This is a genomic window from Kribbella aluminosa (assembly GCF_017876295.1).
In the GTDB taxonomy this organism is placed as follows: domain Bacteria; phylum Actinomycetota; class Actinomycetes; order Propionibacteriales; family Kribbellaceae; genus Kribbella; species Kribbella aluminosa.
In genome coordinates this window covers 1,358,954-1,377,144 of record NZ_JAGINT010000001.1, presented here as the reverse complement: position 1 = coordinate 1,377,144, position 18,191 = coordinate 1,358,954, and the positions used below count along the sequence as shown (strand labels likewise).

Sequence of the window (18,191 nt, the reverse complement as noted above, 5' to 3'; positions counted from 1 at the left end):
TAGAACGGTGAGAGACCGTCGAGATGTGAGGGCGTTAGGCTCGCTTGCCATGGCGGATCACGTGGTTGAGCGGCCGGAGTACGCGGGGGATTTCGGGGGGACGGTGCAGGTGGAGTACGCGCCGCATCCGGACGACGGGGTGGCGGATCCCGGTGAGATCGTCTGGACCTGGGTGCCGTTCGAGGAGGACTACACGCGCGGCAAGGACCGGCCGGTGCTGGTGATGGGCTGGGACGAGCCGTACCTGCTCGCGCTGATCCTGACCAGCAAGGACCACGACCGGGACGCCGCGGACGAGGCGCGCTGGGGCCGGGTCTGGATGGACATCGGCAGCGGCCCGTGGGACAAGGAACACCGCAACAGCGAGGTCCGGCTGGACCGGGTGCTGCGCATCGACCCGCAGCAGGTCCGCCGCGAGGGCGCGGTCATCGAGGAAGAACTCTTCAACCAGGTCGCGGCGCAGCTACACGAACTGCACCGCAGTTAGTTCGGCTTCCGGCCCGGTGGGGTGACGCCGCCCGCGGGAGGCGTCGTGGTGCCCGGCGGTGGGGTCACCGTGCCCGGATCCGGTCCGCAACGGATGTCGTCGGCCGCGTTGTACTTCGTGGTGAACGTCTCGGTCTTCTGCCGTGCGCCGTTCTTCGCGAAGTACCGGTAGACCGTGATGTCGAAGCCCGGGGTCGGCGCCTGCACCTTGCAGTCGGCGGCGGTGTTGTAGACGACCTTCGGCTGCCGGACGTTGCTCTTCCCGGACTGCCCGGCGGTGATGTCCCAGACCTTGGTGCCCCAGATGACGACCTTGATGCTGCCCTTGCTGCCCGGCGTCGAGGCCTTGAAGATCGTCTGCACCAGCACGCCGTGCCCGGAGTCGTTCTGGAACTTCAGGTCCACCGTCGGCCAGGCGACGGTCGCCTCCCGGCCGACCGGGTACCGCGAGATGTAGACGCTGTGCGCCTTGTGCGCGAGGATCTTCAGCCCGGAGAAGAAGGCCGCGTTGAACGTCGTGGTCGCGGACTGCGACACCCCGCCGCCGAGGTCCTCCTTGAACTTCCCGCCGCTGATGATCGTGCCCTCGGTGAACCCGTTCTGCTTGGTCCGCTCGCCGACGATCTTGTTCAGGCTGAAGATCTCGTTCGGCTTCAGCAGCGTGCCGTTGATCCGGCCGGCCGCCGTACCGATGTTGACGTTGCGGTACGTCGCCGGCGGGAACTCGGTCTGGAACTCGCCCATCTTCTGGGTGATCCCGAACGCGGCCGCCTGCTCGGTGGTGAACGTCGCCTTGGTCGGGATCAGCGGTACGGCGGCCCGCCGCTGGCCGGCCGGCTTCGGCAGCACCGACAGGATCGCGGACCCGACCTTCGCCCGGTCGACGGTCATCCCGTCGACCGCCGGAACCACCTTCGGGCCGGCGCCGACGATCTGCACCATCGCGTCCTTCGGCAGCGTCTCCAGAGTCTTGAAGCGCTGCTGGAACAGCGGCTCAAGGGTCTTGGTGTTCAGCGCCGGGATGACCTTGCCCTCCTGCACGGTGACCGACAGCGCCGGGGCGAGCTCGGCCGGCGTCAGGTCGACCGACTTCGAGCCGACGGCCAGCCGGACCGGACCGGACATGGCCGGCTCGGCGAACTCCTTGACGGCCTGGTCGATCGCCTCGGAGGCGGCCTGCGGCTTGGTCGTGCTGACCGGCAGCTCCTTGGCCTTCCCGTCCGTGGGGTACGCCGCGACGACCGCGCCGGCCGCCTTCGCGATGTCCAGCTCCAGGCCCTCCGCGGGCTCGTGCTTGACCGGCTGGGTGCCCCTGAAGGTGATCGTGCCCTCGGTGGCCTTGCGGTTCACCTGGCCGGCCAGCTTGTCGACGGCGGCCTTCAGCTTCGCGTCGTCCTTGGTCAGCACCGGGTCGACCACGTCGCCGCCGGTGAGCGCGTGCCAGATCCGCCCGGGTGCCAGGCTGCGGCCGGCGCCGGCCGCGTCGACGGTCTTGCCGACGTTCACCGACAGCCCGGCCTCGGCCGGCACCACCTGGAACTTCGACCCGCCCGCGGACAGCGCGATCGGCGCCGCCACCCGGTCCTTCAGGCCGTCGGTCAGCTTCGCCTGCGCGGCGTCCTTCGAGAGGCCACCGATCGGGATCCCGAGCACTGTCGTATCGCCGGGAATCTTGGAGCCCGCGAATGCGAACGCGGCGCCGTACCCGACGACGATCACACCGAGCCCCGCAGCGGCGACGATCCCCGCGAGTTGCTTTCTCCCCACCGGAAAGAGTCCTCCTGCTCGAGTGCATGGTCAGGGCACAAGCGCACATCCTACGGGACACCAGCGGTCTGGCCGTCCCTCGGGGCAGCCCCTGGTCGCCCGGGGACAACGGTCAGTTTCCGGGCAGTTTCCGGTAGTGACCGGAGGAGTAGAGCAGCGCTCCCGGATCGGCCGTCCCGCCGGTCCCCAGACTCAGCACCTCGCCGACCACGATCGTGTGATCTCCCCCGTCGTACGTCGCCCAGGTGCGGCACTCCAGCCAGGACGGCGCCCCGTCGACCGTCGGGCACCCGGTCTTCGGGCCGGCCGTCGTGGCGATGCCGTCGAACTGGCTGTACAGGTCCCGCCCGGACCGGGCGAACCGCTCCGCGACCGGCTGCTGCTCCGCGGACAGCACCGAGATCGCCCAGTACCCGCAGTCCAGTACGGCGGCGTGCATCCGGACACCCTTGTCCACACAGACCAGCACCAGCGGCGGATCGAGCGACACCGAGGTGAACGCGTTCGCGGTCATCGCGTGCGCGACACCGTCCTGCAGCGTGCTCATGATCGTGATGCCGGACGCGAACCGCCCGAGCGCAGCACGGAACTCCGCGGCGGGCACGCTCCCACTGGGCTCGGTCGAGGACACGTCAGCAGGTTATGCCTCCTGTACTGACCTCGGCTCGACCGAGCGTGTGGGAACGGTCACCTCTCAGAGGCCGGCGAACAGGTCGTGCTCGAGGCCGTCCGCGTCCGGGGCGGCGGTGCCCCTGACCAGCCGGTACGGCTCGGAGGCCCAGATCTGGTTGCCGTTGTTGTTGGACAGCGCGAAGAACGGCCCGTCGACGGTGATCTGGGTGGCGTGCGCCTTCATCGCGTTCATCTTCCGGTCCAGGAACTCGTCGCCGGAGATCACGCAGTCGATCAGCCGGTCCGGGGTGATCATCGGCGGCAGCGGGCCGTCCGGGTCCATCCCCTCGAAGGTGGTGGTGTCACCGGCGTCGCGGAGCGCCCGCAACTGCTCGCGCATCCGGGACTCGGCCATCGCTGTCCAGTAGATCTTCGGGATGTCCCAGGCCTCGCCGAGGTCCTCCCGGTACGACCGGGCGGCGGCCAGGTCCGCGGCGTACATCGCGACCCGGTGCGCCTTGATGTGGTCCGGGTGGCCGTAGTTGCCCCACTGGTCGTAGGTGACCAGGACCTGCGGCCGGAGCTCGCGGATCACCGGGACCAGATCGTTCGCCGCGTCGAGCAGGTCGGCCTGCCAGAAGCTGTCCTTGCGGGTGTCCGGCGGGACGTCCGCGTTCCCCTGGTCGTTGTAGATCATCCCGGTATCGCGGTACTTGCCCGCCGCACCGAGAAACCGGTGGTCGGTGACGCCGAGCTCGGACATCGCGTTCGCCAGCTCGCCGATCCGGTGCCGGCCGAGGTCGTCCTCCTGATCCGCGGCCAGGTGCGCCAGCTCGGGAACCAGCACCTCGCCCTCTTCGCCGAGAGTGCAGGTGATCAGCGTGACGTGCGCTCCCTCGGCCACATATCGCGCCATCGTCACACCGTTGTTGATGGTTTCGTCGTCCGGGTGGGCGTGCACCAGCAGCAGCCGGTGCTCAGCAAGCTCAACCATGCCGAAAGCCTACGTCGGCCCGCCGACAACTTTCGGCGCCGGCGCGAAGTCCGGGGCCGACCGGTCAGCCGAAGCGGCGGACCAGCAGGCAGCCCGCCTGGAACCGCGACCTCGCGCCGAGGCCCTTGATCAGCGCGCTGATCTCCGCGCGCACCGTGCGCAGCGAGAGCCCGAGCTCGCGGGCGATCGCCGCGTCCTTGGCACCGGCCGACATCATCCGGCCGATCGCCACCTGGCGGCTGGTCAGCTCCCGGACCGCCACGGGCGTCCGCCGGTGCGAGCCGAGCTCGTACACCTCACAGACGACCTCCGGCGCGCCATCGACCTCGTACCTGGCCTCGCGCCGCACCGCCGGGACTGCCGGGTACACCGACATAGGTCACTCCTCCCCAAGAGTCAGGCAAGGATTCTCGTCCGGCCGGTAGACGACTCACCAGGTACAACCCATACAAACGACCCATACAGTTCCGGAGCGTGAGCGACCGGCGGCGGGCGGCAGTGTGACTTCTAACACTCAGAGCCGGCCCCGAAGCTCCCGTACGAAAGGCCGATCGGGGACCAGCCAGCCCGCTTCGTCCAGCTCGGGGGCCGCGAACCACCGCAGTTCCGAGTGTTCCCGCAGTACCGGGTCGCCGGAAACGACTGTCGCGAGATAGACGTGCAGCTGGTACTCGGGCGAGATGTTCACCGCCGGCCCGAGCGACGCGCCGACCTTGATCTCCAGGTCCAGTTCCTCGCGGAGCTCCCGTACGGCGGCCTGCTCGTCGGTCTCCCCCGGCTCCACCTTCCCGCCCGGGAACTCCCAGCCGCCGTCCGGGTCCGGCCGGTACGCCGCCAGCACCCGGTTGTCCGCTACTACTGCCACTCCGACGACTGTCTTCACTGTCGCGACTCTGCCAGAAACTGTCCGCGGGATGCGGCACGATGCTGCTATGCCCTTACCGAACAGGGTTCTGCCGACCCAGGAGATCGTGGCCGAGGCCGGCCGCGGGCTGCTGATGGGCAACCGCGGCAGCATCCACCGGCCGGACCGGACGCTCGGGACGACCCGCTGGCGCTCGAAGGCGTGGATCTGCTGCGTCCTTGAGTGGAAAGGGATCCGGCGCGATCCGATGCCGCCGGGGCGGTGGACCGCACTGTTCTTCTTCGACGAGGCGGTGGCGCTGGCGGCGGGACATCGGCCGTGTCATTACTGCAGGCGCAGGGATTATCTGCTGTACGCCGGGGCATGGGCGACTGCTCATGGCCTTACCGAACGTCCGCGCGCGGCCGAGATGGATGCGGTGCTGCATCATCAGCGGGTCGAATCACGGACCCGGCGGCAGCTCACGACTACCCAGAACTTCTCCGAGCTGCCGGACGGTGCGATGGTGCGGTTCGACGGTTCGCCCGCGTTGGTGCTGGGCGGTCGGCTGCTGCCGTGGGCCTGGGAGGGGTACGGGATGCCGGTCCGGCCGGTCGGTATTCATGAAGTCGAGACGCTGACGCCGCCGGCGAATCTTCTTGTGCTGCAGGGCGGATTCGCTCCATTACTCCACCCGTCGGCAGGTCGCAACTGAGGTAACCCTAACTGGAAACACGCCGTACCGAGGGGTCTTCCGTTGGGCGCTCGGCAGGGGCAAAGTGTGCCCATACTGACAGCTACACAACCATTACTGGAGTCGGCATGAGCGCTGAGTTCACTGCGGGGGCAGGCGAGGTTGCCGCAGTCGCCCGAGCACTCGAAGGACTGCACGCCGCCGTCGGCCGGCTGAGCCAGGAGTACGGTGACACCCTCGGCATTCGCCGCCTGGTGTCCGATGTGGCTCGGTTGAACGACGATCTCGCAGAACTCGGCCCGCCCGACGCCAGGCACAGGCCCGGACCAGTTCCGGAGGAACTCGAGGAGATTCCCGACGTGGAGTATGACGCGTCCATGTGGACCGACGCGGAGCACGAAGGCTTCGGCGCACCGGACAGGCACGCCCCGTGAACGAGCGCAGCGAGCGAACAATTGAGCAGAGCGCGTTCTGGCCGGCAGAATCGCCCGCAGCGAAGCGAGGACGGTTCTGATGGCCACCGGAGTAAGCGCACCGGGCCGCGCTCAAGTGGGCCTGAAGACCGCACGATCGGACAAGTGGTGGCTCGCGCCGTTGCGGATCGGTGTGATCCTGGCGTTCTTCATCGTCTACGCGACGATCCGGATCTTCATGAACAAGTGGTACTGGGTCGGCGCGTACCACTACCTCACCCCGTTGTACTCGCCGTGTGTGACGAGCAGCTGTGTCGAGGGCTCCAGCCATCTCGGCACCTGGTTCGGCCACTTCCCGCGCTTCCTGCCGTTCAGCCTGATCACGTTCGTGATCCTGGCCGGCTTCCGCGGCACCTGTTACTACTACCGCAAGGCGGGCTACCGGTCGCTGTTCTTCGCGCCGGCCGCGTGCGCGGTGCCCGAGCCGCACAAGAAGTACACCGGTGAGCGGAAGTTCCCGCTGATCGCGCTGAACCTGCACCGCTACTTCTTCTACGGTGCACTGGTCTTCGGCCTGCTGAACGTCTACGACGGCATCCAGGCCTTCCACGGCAAGGGCGGCGGCTTCGGCATCGGCCTCGGCACGCTGATCATCTGGATCAACCTCGTCTGCCTGTGGCTGTACACCCTGTCCTGCCATGCCTGCCGGCACATCGTCGGCGGCCGGCTGAAGAACTTCTCCAAGCACCCGATGCGCTACCGGTACTGGACCTTCGTGTCCAAGCTGAACCCGAAGCACGGCACCTTCGCGATGACCTCGCTGTTCACCGTGATCCTGACCGACTTCTACATCATGGCGGTCTCCGCCGGATGGTTCTCCGACCTGCGCTTCATCAATTGAGGATTCATGACTGAGCTGGAACGACACTCGTACGACGTCGTCGTGATCGGGGCCGGCGGCGCCGGTCTGCGGGCGGCGATCGAGGCCCGTGAGCAGGGCAAGAAGACCGCGATCATCTGCAAGTCGCTGTTCGGCAAGGCGCACACGGTGATGGCCGAGGGCGGTTGCGCGGCCGCGATGGGCAACGCGAACTCCAACGACAACTGGCAGACGCACTACCGCGACACGATGCGCGGCGGCAAGTTCCTGAACAACTGGCGGATGGCCGAGCTGCACGCGCAGGAGGCTCCCGACCGGGTCTGGGAGCTGGAGACGTACGGCGCGCTGTTCGACCGCACGCCGGACGGCAAGATCAGCCAGCGAAACTTCGGCGGCCACACCTACCCGCGGCTCGCGCACGTCGGCGACCGCACCGGCCTGGAACTGATCCGCACGCTGCAGCAGAAGATCGTCTCGCTGCAGCAGGAGGACTTCGAGAAGACCGGCGACTACGAGGCCAACCTCAAGGTGTACGCCGAGTGCACGATCACCGAGCTGCTGAAGGACGGGGACGCGATCTCCGGCGCCTTCGGGTACTGGCGCGAGTCGGGCCGCTTCATCATGTTCGACGCGCCTGCGGTCATTCTGGCCACCGGCGGCGTCGGCAAGTCGTTCAAGGTCACCTCGAACTCGTGGGAGTACACCGGTGACGGTCACGCCCTCGCGATGCGGGCCGGCGCGACGCTGATCAACATGGAGTTCATCCAGTTCCACCCGACCGGCATGGTCTGGCCGCCGTCGGTGAAGGGCATCCTGGTCACCGAGTCGGTCCGCGGTGACGGCGGCGTACTGAAGAACTCCGAGGGCAAGCGGTTCATGTTCGAGTACGTGCCGGATGTCTTCCGGGCGCAGTACGCGGACACCGAGGAAGAGGCCGACCGCTGGTACAAGGACGCCGACAACAACCGGCGCCCACCGGAGCTGCTGCCGCGGGACGAGGTCGCCCGGGCGATCAACTCCGAGGTGAAGGCCGGCCGGGGTACTCCGCACGGTGGGGTGTTCCTGGATGTGTCGACCCGGCTGCCGGCCGAGGAGATCACCCGGCGGCTGCCGTCGATGCACCACCAGTTCAAGGAGCTGGCGGACGTCGACATCACCAAGGAGCCGATGGAGGTCGGCCCGACCTGTCACTACGTGATGGGCGGCGTCGAGGTCGACCCCGACACGGCGTCGTCCGTCGTGCCGGGGCTGTTCGCTGCCGGTGAGGTGGCCGGCGGCATGCACGGCTCGAACCGGCTCGGCGGCAACTCGCTGTCCGACCTGCTGGTCTTCGGGCGGCGCGCCGGCATGGGTGCATCGACGTACGTCGACTCGCTCAAGGAGCGGCCGAAGATCGACGAGGCCGACATCGACGCGGCCCGCGGCGGAAGCGCTGGCGCCGTTCGAGCTCGAGGGTGGCGAGAACCCGTACACGATCCACCAGGAGCTCCAGCAGTCGATGAACGACCTGGTCGGCATCATCCGCAAGGAGGCCGAGATGGAGCAGGCGCTCGGCCGGCTGGCCGAGTTCCGCGGCCGGATCGCGAAGATGACGGTGGAGGGTCACCGGCAGTTCAACCCGGGCTGGCACCTGGCGCTCGACCTGCGGAACATGCTGACCGTGTCGGAGTGCGTGGCGGGCGCCGCGCTGCTGCGGCAGGAGTCCCGCGGCGGTCACACCCGGGACGACTTCCCGGTGATGAACGCCGAGTGGCGCAAGAAGCTGCTGGTCTGCGCGCTCGACTCCGACGGCTCGGTGAACGTCACCGAGGAGCAGCAGATCCCGATGCGCGCGGACCTGCTCGAGCTGTTCGAGGTCGACGAACTGTCGAAGTACCTGACCGAAGAGGAGCTGCCGAGCACATGAGCTACAAAGGCAAATTCCGCGTGTGGCGTGGGGACTCCGACGGCGGCGAGCTGAAGGACTACGAGGTCGAGGTGAACGAGGGCGAGGTCGTCCTCGACGTCATCCACCGGCTGCAGGCCACCCAGACACCGGACATGGCGGTCCGCTGGAACTGCAAGGCCGGCAAGTGCGGCTCCTGCAGCGCCGAGATCAACGGCATGCCGAAGCTGATGTGCATGTGCCGGATGAACACGTTCGAAGAGGACGAGGTCGTCACGGTCACGCCGATGCGGACCTTCCCGGTGATCCGGGACCTGGTCACGGACGTCTCGTACAACTACCAGAAGGCCCGCGAGGTGCCGGCCTTCAAGCCGCCGGCGGACCTCAAGCCCGGTGAGTACCGGATGCAGCAGGAGGACGTGGAGCGCTCGCAGGAGTTCCGGAAGTGCATCGAGTGCTTCCTGTGCCAGGACACCTGCCACGTCATCCGGGACCACGAGGAGAACAAGGAGAACTTCTCCGGTCCGCGGTTCCTGATGCGGATCGCCGAGCTGGACATGCACCCGCTGGACGCCGCCGACCGCCAGAACGCGGCGCAGGAGCAGCACGGCCTCGGGTTCTGCAACATCACCAAGTGCTGCACCGAGGTCTGCCCCGAACACATCAAGATCACCGACAACGCGCTGATCCCGATGAAGGAACGCGTCGCCGACCGCAAGTACGACCCCCTCGTCTGGCTCGGCAACAAGATCCGCCGCCGCGCCTGACCCGCACGAACGCAGTACCCCCGAGCCCCTGGCCCCATCCGGAGCCAGGGGCTCGTCCCGTTGTGCACAACCCTCCAGTTGAGGGGGCAAGCCTCCGGGTCAGGGGGGAACCCCTCGCGTGGGGGAGTTGTGGGCGGCGGGTCAGCGCCTAGGGTTCGGGCATGGACGTTGTCGTGTTGCGGCTGGGGAACCTGGTCGTGTTCATGGTGATCTTCGTGCCGATCGCGCAGCGGCTGCTCGGGGTGCGGTTCGGGTTCGGGCGGCTCGCGGTCGGGGCGCTGATCACGTTGAGCGTGTCCGGTCCGCTGGCGGTGGCGATGATCGGTACGCCGCCGTGGACCGGGTCGAACGGTGCCGCGATCGCGTTCATGGCACTGATCGCGCTGGTCTCGATGGTGGCCGGACTGGTGTTCCTGGTACTGGCGGAGGCGCTGGTGCCGACCGGGTCGTTGCCGCGGGCACGGGATCTGCGGCGGGATCTGAGCGGGCGGATCGCGCGCACCCGACGGTACCTGCAGATCCTGCGGATCGCGATCAAGCACGGGCTCGGTCCGTACCTGCGCGGTCGCCGGAGGCCCGGCCGGGAGAACGCCGCCGGGCAGGCGGAGCTGGCCAGGTCGCTGAGGCTGGCGCTCGACGAAGCAGGTGTCACGCTCGTGAAGCTCGGCCAAGTGCTGTCCACGCGCAGCGACATCATCCCCGCGTCGGTCGCCACCGAACTCAGCCGCCTGCAGGACCAGGTCACCCCGGCCCCCTGGCCCCAGGTCGAGCAGGTCCTCATCGAAGAACTCGGCGCCCCGATCAACCAGCTGTACGCCGACTTCGACCCAACCCCCCTCGCCGCCGCCTCAGTGGCCCAGGTCTACACCGCCCGTCTGACCGACGGGACCGACGTGGTGGTGAAGGTGCAGCGGCCGGGGATCGGTGGGCTGGTGGATCGGGATCTGGATATCGTGCGGCGGCTTGCGCGGGTGCTGGAGCGGAATACCGACTGGGGTCGGGCGATGGGTGTTCGGGGGCTCGCCGACGGGTTTGCGGATGCGATGCGGGAGGAGCTCGACTTCACCGTCGAGGCCGGGAACATGACCACCGTCGCGGCCGGCCGTTCCGTTGCCGGTAGCAATGACCTCGTCGTACCGCGGCTGTACCCGGAGCGCAGTACCCGCCGGGTGCTGACCATGCAGCGCCTGGACGGGATCGGCCTCGGGAACGCTCGGCAGGCGATCGCCGACCGCGGACTCGATCCGGTTCGGCTCGGGCGGACGCTGTTCGACTGCCTGCTCGGTCAGGTGGCGATCGACGGCGTCTTCCACGCGGACCCGCACCCGGGCAACTTCCTGCTGCTCACCGACGGCCGGATCGGGATGCTCGACCTCGGCTCGGTCGGCCGCCTCGACCCGGCCACCCGGGACGCGCTGCAACGGTTCCTGCTCGCCATCGACCACGGCGACCCGGTGGCGGCCACCGACGCGCTGCTGGAGATCGTCTACCGTCCGGACGTGATCGACGAACGCTCGCTGGAGCGTGCCGTCGGGCAGTTCATGACGAAGTACCTGGCGGCGGGTGTCACGCTCGGGCCGGCGATGTTCAACGACCTGTTCAGGATCATCACCTCGCACGAACTCGGCGTACCGCCGGAGGTCGCCGCCGTGTTCCGGGCGCTGGCGACGATCGAGGGCACGATCTCCCGGATCTCCCCCGGGTTCGACCTGGTGGCGGCGTCGCGGCAGTTCGCGGGGGCGCACGTGATCGACCGGCTCGCACCGGACTCGCTGCGCCGGACGGCGACCGAGGAGCTCGCCCAGCTGCTGCCGATGCTGCGCCGGCTGCCGCGCCGGATCGACCGGATCGCGGCCGCCGCGGAGAGCGGGCGGCTCGGGGTGAACGTCCGGCTGCTCGCCGACGAGCGCGACCGCCGGCACTTCACCGGGCTGCTCCATCAGGCGCTGCTGGTGATCCTCGGCGCGACCGCGGGCATCATGGCGGTGCTGCTGCTCGGCACGCCCGGCGGGCCGAGGATCACCGCGACGATGTCGCTGTTCCAGCTGTTCGGCTACAACCTGCTGGTGATCTGCGCGGTGCTGGTACTCCGCGTCCTGGTGCTGATCTTCCGGCTCCCGGACAACCGCTTGACTTAAACCCCACTTCAACTTCGACGATAGCGGGCATGACCGTCGCCGAGGACCGCCCCAAGCTCTTCACCGGACAGCATCTGCCCCTGGTCCTCGGGGTGATCGGCCTGGTCACCCTCGGCGCGTTCGAGAACCGCGCGGTCGGTACGGCGCTGCCGACGATGGTCCGCGAGTTCGACGCGCTGGGCAGCTTCGGGCTCGCGAACGCGGCCCCGAACGCCAGCTACCTGATCTCGCTGGCGATCGCCGGTCTCTGGTCCGACCGCCGCGGCCCGATCCCGACCCTGCGGGCCGGCGCGATCTCGTTCGCGCTCGCCCAGGTGCTCGTCGGTACGGCGGCCGCGATGCCGATGGTGATCGCCGGCCGGCTGCTCAGCGGTCTCGCCGAGGGCCTGCTCGACGTGTCGCTGATGGTGCTGGTCGCCCGGGCGTTGCCCGCCGTACTGCGGCCGCGGATGTTCTCGTTGTTCGCCGCGATGTGGATCCTGCCGTCGGTGCTCGGGCCGGTGCTGACCGGTGTCGTCACGGAGCAGTTCGGCTGGCGCTGGGTCTTCCTCGGCGCGGTCGCTCTGCTCGTACCGAGCTGGCTCCTGCTCCGCCCGGCCATGCGCCAGTCCGCCGACGTACCGGCACCGGAGCGCACCGCGGAGGACGCGGCCGAGCTGGAGGCGTGGCGCGCGGCGCTCCCCTGGGCGCTCGCCGCGTCGGTCGCGCTGTTCTCGATGACCGTCGCCGGCGACCACCTCGAAGCGCATCCGGTGCTTGCCGGTACGGCGATACTCGTCGCGCTCCTGGTCCTCGCACGGGCCGCCGTACGGGTGATGCCTGCGGGCACGTTCACCGCGCGAAGGGGGTTCCCGGCGGTGGTCGCGGTCCGTGCACTCGGCGGTGCGGCGTTCGCCGGGGTCGGAGCGTACCTGCCGCTGCTGCTGACGTTGCAGCACGACTTCAGCCCGTCGAAAGCCGGGGTGACGTTGTCGATCACGGGGGTGTGCTGGGCGTTCGGGTCGTGGCTGCAGGGCCGGGAGCACGGGTTCGAGCGGGTCGTCGTACTGCGGACCGGGCTGGCGTTCATGACGGTCGGGCTGGCGGTGACGTCGCTGCTCGCGTGGACCGACGCGACGACGTGGTTCGGGCTGATCGGGTGGGGTTTCGCGGGCATCGGGATGGGGCTCAGCTCGTCCAGCCTGTCGGTGCTGACGCTCGACCTCTCCGACCGGAGCAACTCCGGGCGCAACACCAGCGCCGGTCAGATGGCGGCGACGATGAGCATCGCCACCGGCCTCGCGATCAGCGGCACGTTGCTCGCCTTCAACGCCGACGCCCCACAACCATGGGTCTTCGGCTCGATCATCACCATGGGCGCCGTACTGGCGCTGGTTGGCTTCCTCGCGGCACCACGAGCGCGGCGAGGTGCGGTGCCGAGTGCTGCGCGGTAGGCGTGGGTTCAGGAGCCATGCCCTAGAGTGAGCCCATGGCTGACCTCTTGACCGATGACCAGATCGAGGTCGCCCTGCGCGACCACCTGCCGAGCTGGAAGGTCGTGGACGGCGAACTGGTCCGCATTGTCACGAGGGACAACTTCCTGGACGGCATCCGGCTGGTGGCGACCGTCGCGCAGCTCGCCGAGTCGATGAACCACCACCCGGACATCGACATCCGGTACACGACGATCACCTTCCGGGTCAGCAGCCACGAGGCCGGCGGGCTCACCGAGGACGACCTGGTCCTCGCGCGGCACATCGACACAGCCGCGGGCTGAGCGCAGTCTGACCGCTTTCCGCCATGACGCCTGTCGGCCACGGCGGGCGCTGGATCGGCATGCCCGAAAGCCCTTACATCTAAGGGATGACCCCCATCACGAGTGCTCTGACCGTCCTCTTGGCACTAGTACCGTCGTACTCCGCGGATCCCGGCTGGTTCTGGAACCCGCCGCACTGCGACACCGTGTACGGCGACGGCTCGGTGACGATCACCGAGACCGACGGCGAGACCCTCGCGCCGACGACCGGCAAGCTGCAGGCCGTCACGTACGCCAAGGTCGCCGCGCTGCAGGAACCCAACACGCTGATCAGCATCGGCAAACGCTCGATCCAGCGGTCCAGCGACGCCGGTTGCAGCTGGCAACTGCTCGACAAGTCGCCTGACGACCTCAGCACGTACGACGTCCAGCCGGGGCCGGGCGATTCGGCGTACATCTACAGCGTCAACGACCAGCCGATCCACCGCGTGCATGGCTCGCGGGTGAGCACGGTCCTCGGGCCGGTCGAGTGGAACGGCCTCGCCGCGCTCGACGCTCGCGCCGGGCGGCTGCGGGCGGTGTCCACCGACGGGCAGCTCTACGACTCCACCGACGACGGCACGAGCTGGCAGCGGGTCGGCGTACCGGCGGCGCGGGACCTGTACCTGTACGACGCGGTGGTGGATCCGCGGAACCCGGACCACATCGTCATCGGGGTGATGTCGGACGGCGTCTACGTGACGTACGACGGCGGCCGGAGCTGGGCGCGGTCGCGGGCGGTGGAGCGGGTGAACGCGTTCAGCCTGACGATCTCGCCCGCGGATCCGTCGAAGGTGTGGCTGGAAGGGTACGACCGGGACCGCTCGACCCGGTTCATCTGGCAGTCCGACGACGGCGGCCTGAAGTTCCGCGAGGTCCTGGACCAGAGCCGCGCCGACCTGATCAACGGCAACCGGATGTGGGCCTCCCCGGTCGACCCGGACCTCCTGTACTTCAGCTACGGCACGTCCTTCGCCAACTTCGGCGCCGACCTCTACCGCTTCGTCCCCTCCACCGGCGCCCTCAGCAAACACCACAACCGCAACGACGGCATCCCGTCCCTCGCCTTCAACCCCTCCAACCCGAAGATCCTCTACCTGGGCCTGGCCGAAGAACGCTGAGCGGCGTACCGAAGGACGGGCAGTACCGCGTCCGCACCTAGTGCACCTGAGCGCGCCCGCGGTCGCGCGTACAGTGTGTCAGCCGTGCACTACCCGTTCTTCGGTACAGCTCGAACCCCGATCAGCACTCCCTCGGTGTCGCGCAGGTAGCTGAGGCGGCCGATGCCGGGCAGTTCCTGGATGTCGCCGACTGGACGGCCGCCTGCCGCGCGGGCGGCCTCCAGGGTGGCTTCCAGGTCGTCGACCTCGATCCAGGCGATGGTTGGTTGGGTCTGGTAGCGGTTGCTGATGATCGCGCCGTCGATGCCCTCGCCCGCGCCGGTCCGCGCCAGCAGGTAGCCGTCCGGCACGGGTGCGGGGGTGACCGCCCAACCGAACACCTTCGTGTAGAACGCCGCAGCGCGATCGTGGTCCTCGGCAACTATCTCGACGTGGATGATTCGTCCCATGGCCCGATCCCGACGCTCCGCCGGAACAGCCGGTACAGAGTGCTGTACGACGTCCCGCACCGCCGGACGACCTCCGCCACCGCGACCCGCCCGCGCAGCTCGTCGATCGCCCGTACCGCCTCCACCACGACCTGCGGTACGTCGACACCCGTCAGCCGCGCCGCCAGGAACCCCGCCAGCCGCTCGGCCCGCCCAGCCCCGAAGGACACCGCCCGCAGCTCACCCACCAACCCGGCCGTCGTGTCTGCGCCGACCCAGTCCGCCAGCTCCCGTACGTCGTCCACCAACGCCGGCAACCCGAACGCCGCGAGCCCCCACGGCGTGAACTCCACGCCGACGTAACTCGACGTACCGGTCTGCCCCAGCACGTGCGGCCGCGTCATCACCCCGAACACCGACGCCGCGTTCATCCACTCGGCCCGCGTCACCGGGTCGTGCCGCGTCCCCGGATCGCCCAGCGCGATCGCCAGCCCGGGCCGCCCGGTCGGGATCAGGATCTCCCGCCGGATCTCGGCCAACGGCGCCGACTCCACCATCCACACGTGCTCGATCACACCCCGCAACCGCTCGGGCACCGGAAACCGCTCGTAGCTCACGCCTCAGATCGTAAGGTTCTGGCCGTTCCTTCATCGGTTACGGTTGACCGGTGACGACTGCTGAGGAGTACCGGCTGCTGGGGTTTTCGGAGCTCGATCGGGAGGCGGCCGAGGCGTTCGCGCCGGATCCGGTGGCGGTGAAGGATCTCGCCGACCAGCTCCGGGCGGCGGTCGGCAAGCTCGGCAGCGAGCCGGAGCCGACCTTCCCCGAGGACCCGCGGAACTCGGTCCAGGCGTACCTGGACACGCTGCCGGACATCCGCCGGTACCACGCGGAGCGCGGCATCCCGGACGAGGTCAGCTGGGCGTCGCTCGCGGACCTCGGGCAGCAGCTCAAGGTCAGCCGCCGTACCCACGGTGAGTACGGCCTGGAGACGCACTGGTGGCTGCGGCACTTCTGGAACGGCCAGATCTACTCGCTCGGCCGGCTGCAGTACATGCTCTACGAGGTCACCGAGAAGGACCCGACCCCGGGCGTGGAGACCGGCGAGTGGGTGATCGGCGTACACATCCCGGAGACCGGCCCGCTGACACCGGAGCTGGTCGACGACAGCCTGCAGCAGGCGCGCGAGTTCTTCCCGCGGTACTTCCCGGAGCACCCGGTGCGGACCGCGACGCTCTGGTCGTGGCTGATCGACCCGTACCTGCTGGACCACCTCCCGCAGGACTCGAACATGGTGAAGTTCGGCCGCAGGTTCACGCCGTACGGGACGCCGGTCGACAGCCAGGACAGCGCGATCTTCTTCACGTTCCGTACGCACGGCACCGACCACCTAGACGAGCTCCCGCAGGACACCAGCCTGCAGCGGCTGGTGGTCGGCCGGATCAAGGACGGCGGGACCTGGCAGAGCGGTCTCGGCTACCTGGAGCTATGACCGGCCCGGTACGCCGTTCTTCGCCAGCCAGCTGGCCAGCTCCATGTTCGACACGCACCGGACGTCGGGCTGCTTGCACGTCTCCAGTACGAACTGGGTGAGCGCGTCGGAGTACACGCTGTTGTTCCAGTGGTTGAAGTGGTTGCCGAGGAACAGCGGCGGGTTGTCGCCGGACCGCGACTTGGCCAGCGCCTGCCGGTACGTCGCGAGCACCTGCGCCTTCATCGCCGGCGCCTGGGCGATCGGGGCCCGCTTCGCCTTGGTCTGCGAGTACCAGAAGTTGTAGTCCATCGTCAGCGTGGTCTTCTTGGTCCCCGCGAGCGTGACCGACTCGAGCGGGAAGTTCCATACCCCGTTCTCCTTCTTCGGCCACGCGATGTAGCCGGGCGCGGAGGCGTCGTACAGCATGCCGCGCCGCACCATCGCGGCCCGGTACGCGGCGCGGTTGCCCTCCAGGCACGGCGTCCGCATGCCCTTCACCGTTGACGGGTCGAACGGCGGCTCGACGGACTTGCCCGCGGCCAGCGTCGGCCCGGTCCGGACCATCCGGTCGAACGCGTTCAGTTCGGCGGTCCACTGTGCGGTGGTCCAGCGGCCGATGCCGTTCGCGCCGCAGAAGTGCCCGTTCGCGTGCGTGCCGATCTCGTGGCCCTCGGCGATCGCCGCGCGCAGTACCGTCGTACGGCCGAGGACGTTCGCGGTGTCGCCCCACCCGATGTCGGAGGCGCCGGGCTTCTTGTACGGCGGCTTGTAGTCGGTGCGGTGGTCCTCCGGGTAGAGGTACGGCCCGGACAGGAAGAACGTCATCCGCGCGTTGACCTGCTTGGCGACGGCCCGCCAGTGCGCCCAGAGCCCGAGATCTCCGGCGCCGTCGAACGACACCACAACGAACAGCGGCGGCTTACCGTTCGGCAACCGCGCCGGGAAGGACCGCAGTACCGGAGCCGCGGCAGGCAACTTCCCCGTCGATGGCGTGACCGAAGGCGTACTCGGCTTCACCGACGGCGTGACACCGGTCCTCGGAACCGTGGCGTTGCTGGGCTTCGGGGCGCCGTCCGGAGGTACGTCGGAACACCCGACGATGACCGCCGCGATGACCACCGCAGCGGCCGCGAGGTTCACCCCTGGCCTCACCACCTACCTACTGACGCACGGGAAGGCGGGAAGGTTGGGCCGGGACACGCGCCGGGAGGCAAACCGGCGCGGCGATCGTTAGGCGCCTGTGACCTTCGCGGCGCGGCCGGTTCGCGATCCGGCGGGACGTCTCCAGGACGAGACCGATCACCGCCGCCAGACTCAGGCTGAACGCGAGCCCCTTCAGCTGGTCGTGCGCGAACGCGTCACCGCCGAGGTAGCCGAGCATCGCGACGTACGTGTACGCGATCGTCACGCCGAAGAACGTGAAGACCAGGAACTTCTTGAACGAGTACCGGGTCGCGCCCGCGGTCAGGGTCGCGACCATCCGGGCGCCGGGGATGTAGCGGACCGTCATCAGGATCAGCCCACCGCGCTTGTGCAGCGCGCCCGAGACCCGGTCGTAGATCTGCTGGCGGCGCTCCTGGCGCATCATCCAGCGGTGCAGCGCCGGGCCGGAGCCGCGGCCGAGGAGGTAGCAGAAGGACTCGCCGATCACCGAGCCGGCCATCGCGACCGCGATCACCAGCGGCAGGTTCTGATGGCCGGCGGCCGCGGCCATGCCGGCGGTGATCACCATGCCCTCGCTGGGCACGACCGGGAACACCGCGTCGACCGCGGCGGCGACGAACAGGATGAGCAGCAGCCACTGCGACGCCATCGCGATGCTCAGCAGGTGTCGCGCGACCTCCATCAACTCCGTCACCCCGAAAGGATGCCACCGGCTGCCAAGCGGGTGGCAATCCCATCGCTGTCATTTCA

General features: G+C 68.8%; 20 protein-coding genes and 1 pseudogene. 12 read left to right on the top strand and 9 right to left on the bottom strand.

Annotation, left to right across the window (positions count from 1 at the left end; translation table 11 throughout):
• Positions 1 to 49 precede the first annotated feature (49 nt).
• The gene (locus JOF29_RS06905; RefSeq protein WP_209693393.1) at positions 50 to 487 is read left to right on the top strand and encodes a type II toxin-antitoxin system PemK/MazF family toxin; all 438 of its coding nucleotides are present in this window, start codon (positions 50 to 52) and stop codon (positions 485 to 487) included.
• Here JOF29_RS06905 and JOF29_RS06900 read toward each other — a convergent pair.
• The 5 genes from JOF29_RS06900 to JOF29_RS44365 all read right to left on the bottom strand — a co-directional run bounded on the left by JOF29_RS06900 (position 484) and on the right by JOF29_RS44365 (position 4,742).
• Positions 484 to 2,253, bottom strand: coding sequence for a VanW family protein (locus JOF29_RS06900; RefSeq protein ID WP_209693392.1), 1,770 nt, complete (start codon positions 2,251 to 2,253; stop codon positions 484 to 486). The genes JOF29_RS06905 and JOF29_RS06900 overlap by 4 nt on opposite strands.
• 112 nt (positions 2,254 to 2,365) lie before the next feature.
• On the bottom strand, positions 2,366 to 2,884 hold the full coding sequence (locus JOF29_RS06895; protein WP_307863181.1) for a flavin reductase family protein: 519 nt from the start codon (positions 2,882 to 2,884) through the stop codon (positions 2,366 to 2,368).
• A gap of 63 nt (positions 2,885 to 2,947) precedes the next feature.
• Positions 2,948 to 3,859, bottom strand: a complete 912-nt coding sequence (gene mshB / locus JOF29_RS06890) for an N-acetyl-1-D-myo-inositol-2-amino-2-deoxy-alpha-D-glucopyranoside deacetylase (RefSeq protein ID WP_209693391.1) — start codon at positions 3,857 to 3,859, stop codon at positions 2,948 to 2,950.
• Between the two features lie 64 nt (positions 3,860 to 3,923).
• Positions 3,924 to 4,235, bottom strand: a complete 312-nt coding sequence (locus JOF29_RS06885) for a response regulator transcription factor (RefSeq protein WP_209693390.1) — start codon at positions 4,233 to 4,235, stop codon at positions 3,924 to 3,926.
• A 138-nt stretch (positions 4,236 to 4,373) separates the two neighbouring features.
• Positions 4,374 to 4,742: a (deoxy)nucleoside triphosphate pyrophosphohydrolase gene (locus JOF29_RS44365; RefSeq protein WP_307863180.1), complete on the bottom strand. Its 369-nt coding sequence runs from the start codon at positions 4,740 to 4,742 to the stop codon at positions 4,374 to 4,376.
• A 49-nt stretch (positions 4,743 to 4,791) separates the two neighbouring features.
• Here JOF29_RS44365 and JOF29_RS06875 point away from each other — a divergent pair, with 49 nt between their 5' ends.
• The 10 genes and pseudogenes from JOF29_RS06875 to JOF29_RS06835 all read left to right on the top strand — a co-directional run bounded on the left by JOF29_RS06875 (position 4,792) and on the right by JOF29_RS06835 (position 14,375).
• A complete protein-coding gene (locus tag JOF29_RS06875; RefSeq protein WP_209693388.1) occupies positions 4,792 to 5,418 on the top strand; it encodes a hypothetical protein in 627 nt (208 codons plus the stop codon).
• Between the two features lie 107 nt (positions 5,419 to 5,525).
• Positions 5,526 to 5,831: an Rv0250c family protein gene (locus JOF29_RS06870; protein WP_209693387.1), complete on the top strand. Its 306-nt coding sequence runs from the start codon at positions 5,526 to 5,528 to the stop codon at positions 5,829 to 5,831.
• Positions 5,832 to 5,910: 79 nt separating this feature from the next.
• Positions 5,911 to 6,711 carry a succinate dehydrogenase subunit SdhC gene (gene sdhC / locus JOF29_RS06865; RefSeq protein WP_209693386.1) on the top strand — a complete coding sequence of 267 codons (801 nt, stop codon included), beginning with the start codon at positions 5,911 to 5,913 and terminating at the stop codon, positions 6,709 to 6,711.
• Positions 6,712 to 6,717: 6 nt separating this feature from the next.
• A pseudogene (locus tag JOF29_RS06860) lies at positions 6,718 to 8,052 on the top strand (fumarate reductase/succinate dehydrogenase flavoprotein subunit); the annotation flags it as partial.
• 136 nt (positions 8,053 to 8,188) lie between these two features.
• Positions 8,189 to 8,596, top strand: a complete 408-nt coding sequence (locus JOF29_RS42750; RefSeq protein ID WP_307863544.1) for a hypothetical protein — start codon at positions 8,189 to 8,191, stop codon at positions 8,594 to 8,596.
• Complete coding sequence (locus tag JOF29_RS06855; RefSeq protein WP_209693385.1) at positions 8,593 to 9,342, top strand: succinate dehydrogenase/fumarate reductase iron-sulfur subunit; 750 nt, start codon at positions 8,593 to 8,595, stop codon at positions 9,340 to 9,342. Before JOF29_RS42750 ends, JOF29_RS06855 begins: the two co-directional genes overlap by 4 nt.
• A gap of 161 nt (positions 9,343 to 9,503) precedes the next feature.
• Positions 9,504 to 11,480: an ABC1 kinase family protein gene (locus tag JOF29_RS06850; protein ID WP_209693384.1), complete on the top strand. Its 1,977-nt coding sequence runs from the start codon at positions 9,504 to 9,506 to the stop codon at positions 11,478 to 11,480.
• Between the two features lie 29 nt (positions 11,481 to 11,509).
• Positions 11,510 to 12,913, top strand: coding sequence for an MFS transporter (locus JOF29_RS06845; protein ID WP_209693383.1), 1,404 nt, complete (start codon positions 11,510 to 11,512; stop codon positions 12,911 to 12,913).
• Positions 12,914 to 12,948: 35 nt separating this feature from the next.
• A complete protein-coding gene (locus JOF29_RS06840) occupies positions 12,949 to 13,236 on the top strand; it encodes a 4a-hydroxytetrahydrobiopterin dehydratase (protein ID WP_209693382.1) in 288 nt (95 codons plus the stop codon).
• Positions 13,237 to 13,322: 86 nt separating this feature from the next.
• The gene (locus JOF29_RS06835; protein WP_209693381.1) at positions 13,323 to 14,375 is read left to right on the top strand and encodes a VPS10 domain-containing protein; all 1,053 of its coding nucleotides are present in this window, start codon (positions 13,323 to 13,325) and stop codon (positions 14,373 to 14,375) included.
• An 89-nt stretch (positions 14,376 to 14,464) separates the two neighbouring features.
• On the opposite strand, the gene JOF29_RS06830 is transcribed toward JOF29_RS06835, so the two are convergent.
• Together JOF29_RS06830 and JOF29_RS06825 are read right to left on the bottom strand one after the other, a co-directional pair.
• Complete coding sequence (locus JOF29_RS06830; RefSeq protein ID WP_209693380.1) at positions 14,465 to 14,824, bottom strand: VOC family protein; 360 nt, start codon at positions 14,822 to 14,824, stop codon at positions 14,465 to 14,467.
• The gene (locus tag JOF29_RS06825) at positions 14,797 to 15,420 is read right to left on the bottom strand and encodes a DUF6597 domain-containing transcriptional factor (RefSeq protein ID WP_209693379.1); all 624 of its coding nucleotides are present in this window, start codon (positions 15,418 to 15,420) and stop codon (positions 14,797 to 14,799) included. The genes JOF29_RS06830 and JOF29_RS06825 overlap by 28 nt, the downstream gene beginning before the upstream one ends.
• 50 nt (positions 15,421 to 15,470) lie before the next feature.
• Between JOF29_RS06825 and JOF29_RS45190 the strand changes: the two genes are divergently transcribed.
• Entirely contained in the window at positions 15,471 to 16,295 is an 825-nt protein-coding gene (locus tag JOF29_RS45190) for an acyltransferase domain-containing protein (RefSeq protein WP_209693378.1), read from the top strand.
• Here the strand turns inward: JOF29_RS45190 and JOF29_RS06815 are convergent.
• Both JOF29_RS06815 and JOF29_RS06810 read right to left on the bottom strand, forming a co-directional pair.
• Entirely contained in the window at positions 16,290 to 17,432 is a 1,143-nt protein-coding gene (locus JOF29_RS06815) for a polysaccharide deacetylase family protein (protein ID WP_209693377.1), read from the bottom strand. The genes JOF29_RS45190 and JOF29_RS06815 overlap by 6 nt on opposite strands.
• Before the next feature lie 4 nt (positions 17,433 to 17,436).
• The gene (locus JOF29_RS06810; RefSeq protein ID WP_209693376.1) at positions 17,437 to 18,135 is read right to left on the bottom strand and encodes a DedA family protein; all 699 of its coding nucleotides are present in this window, start codon (positions 18,133 to 18,135) and stop codon (positions 17,437 to 17,439) included.
• Positions 18,136 to 18,191: the final 56 nt, after the last annotated feature.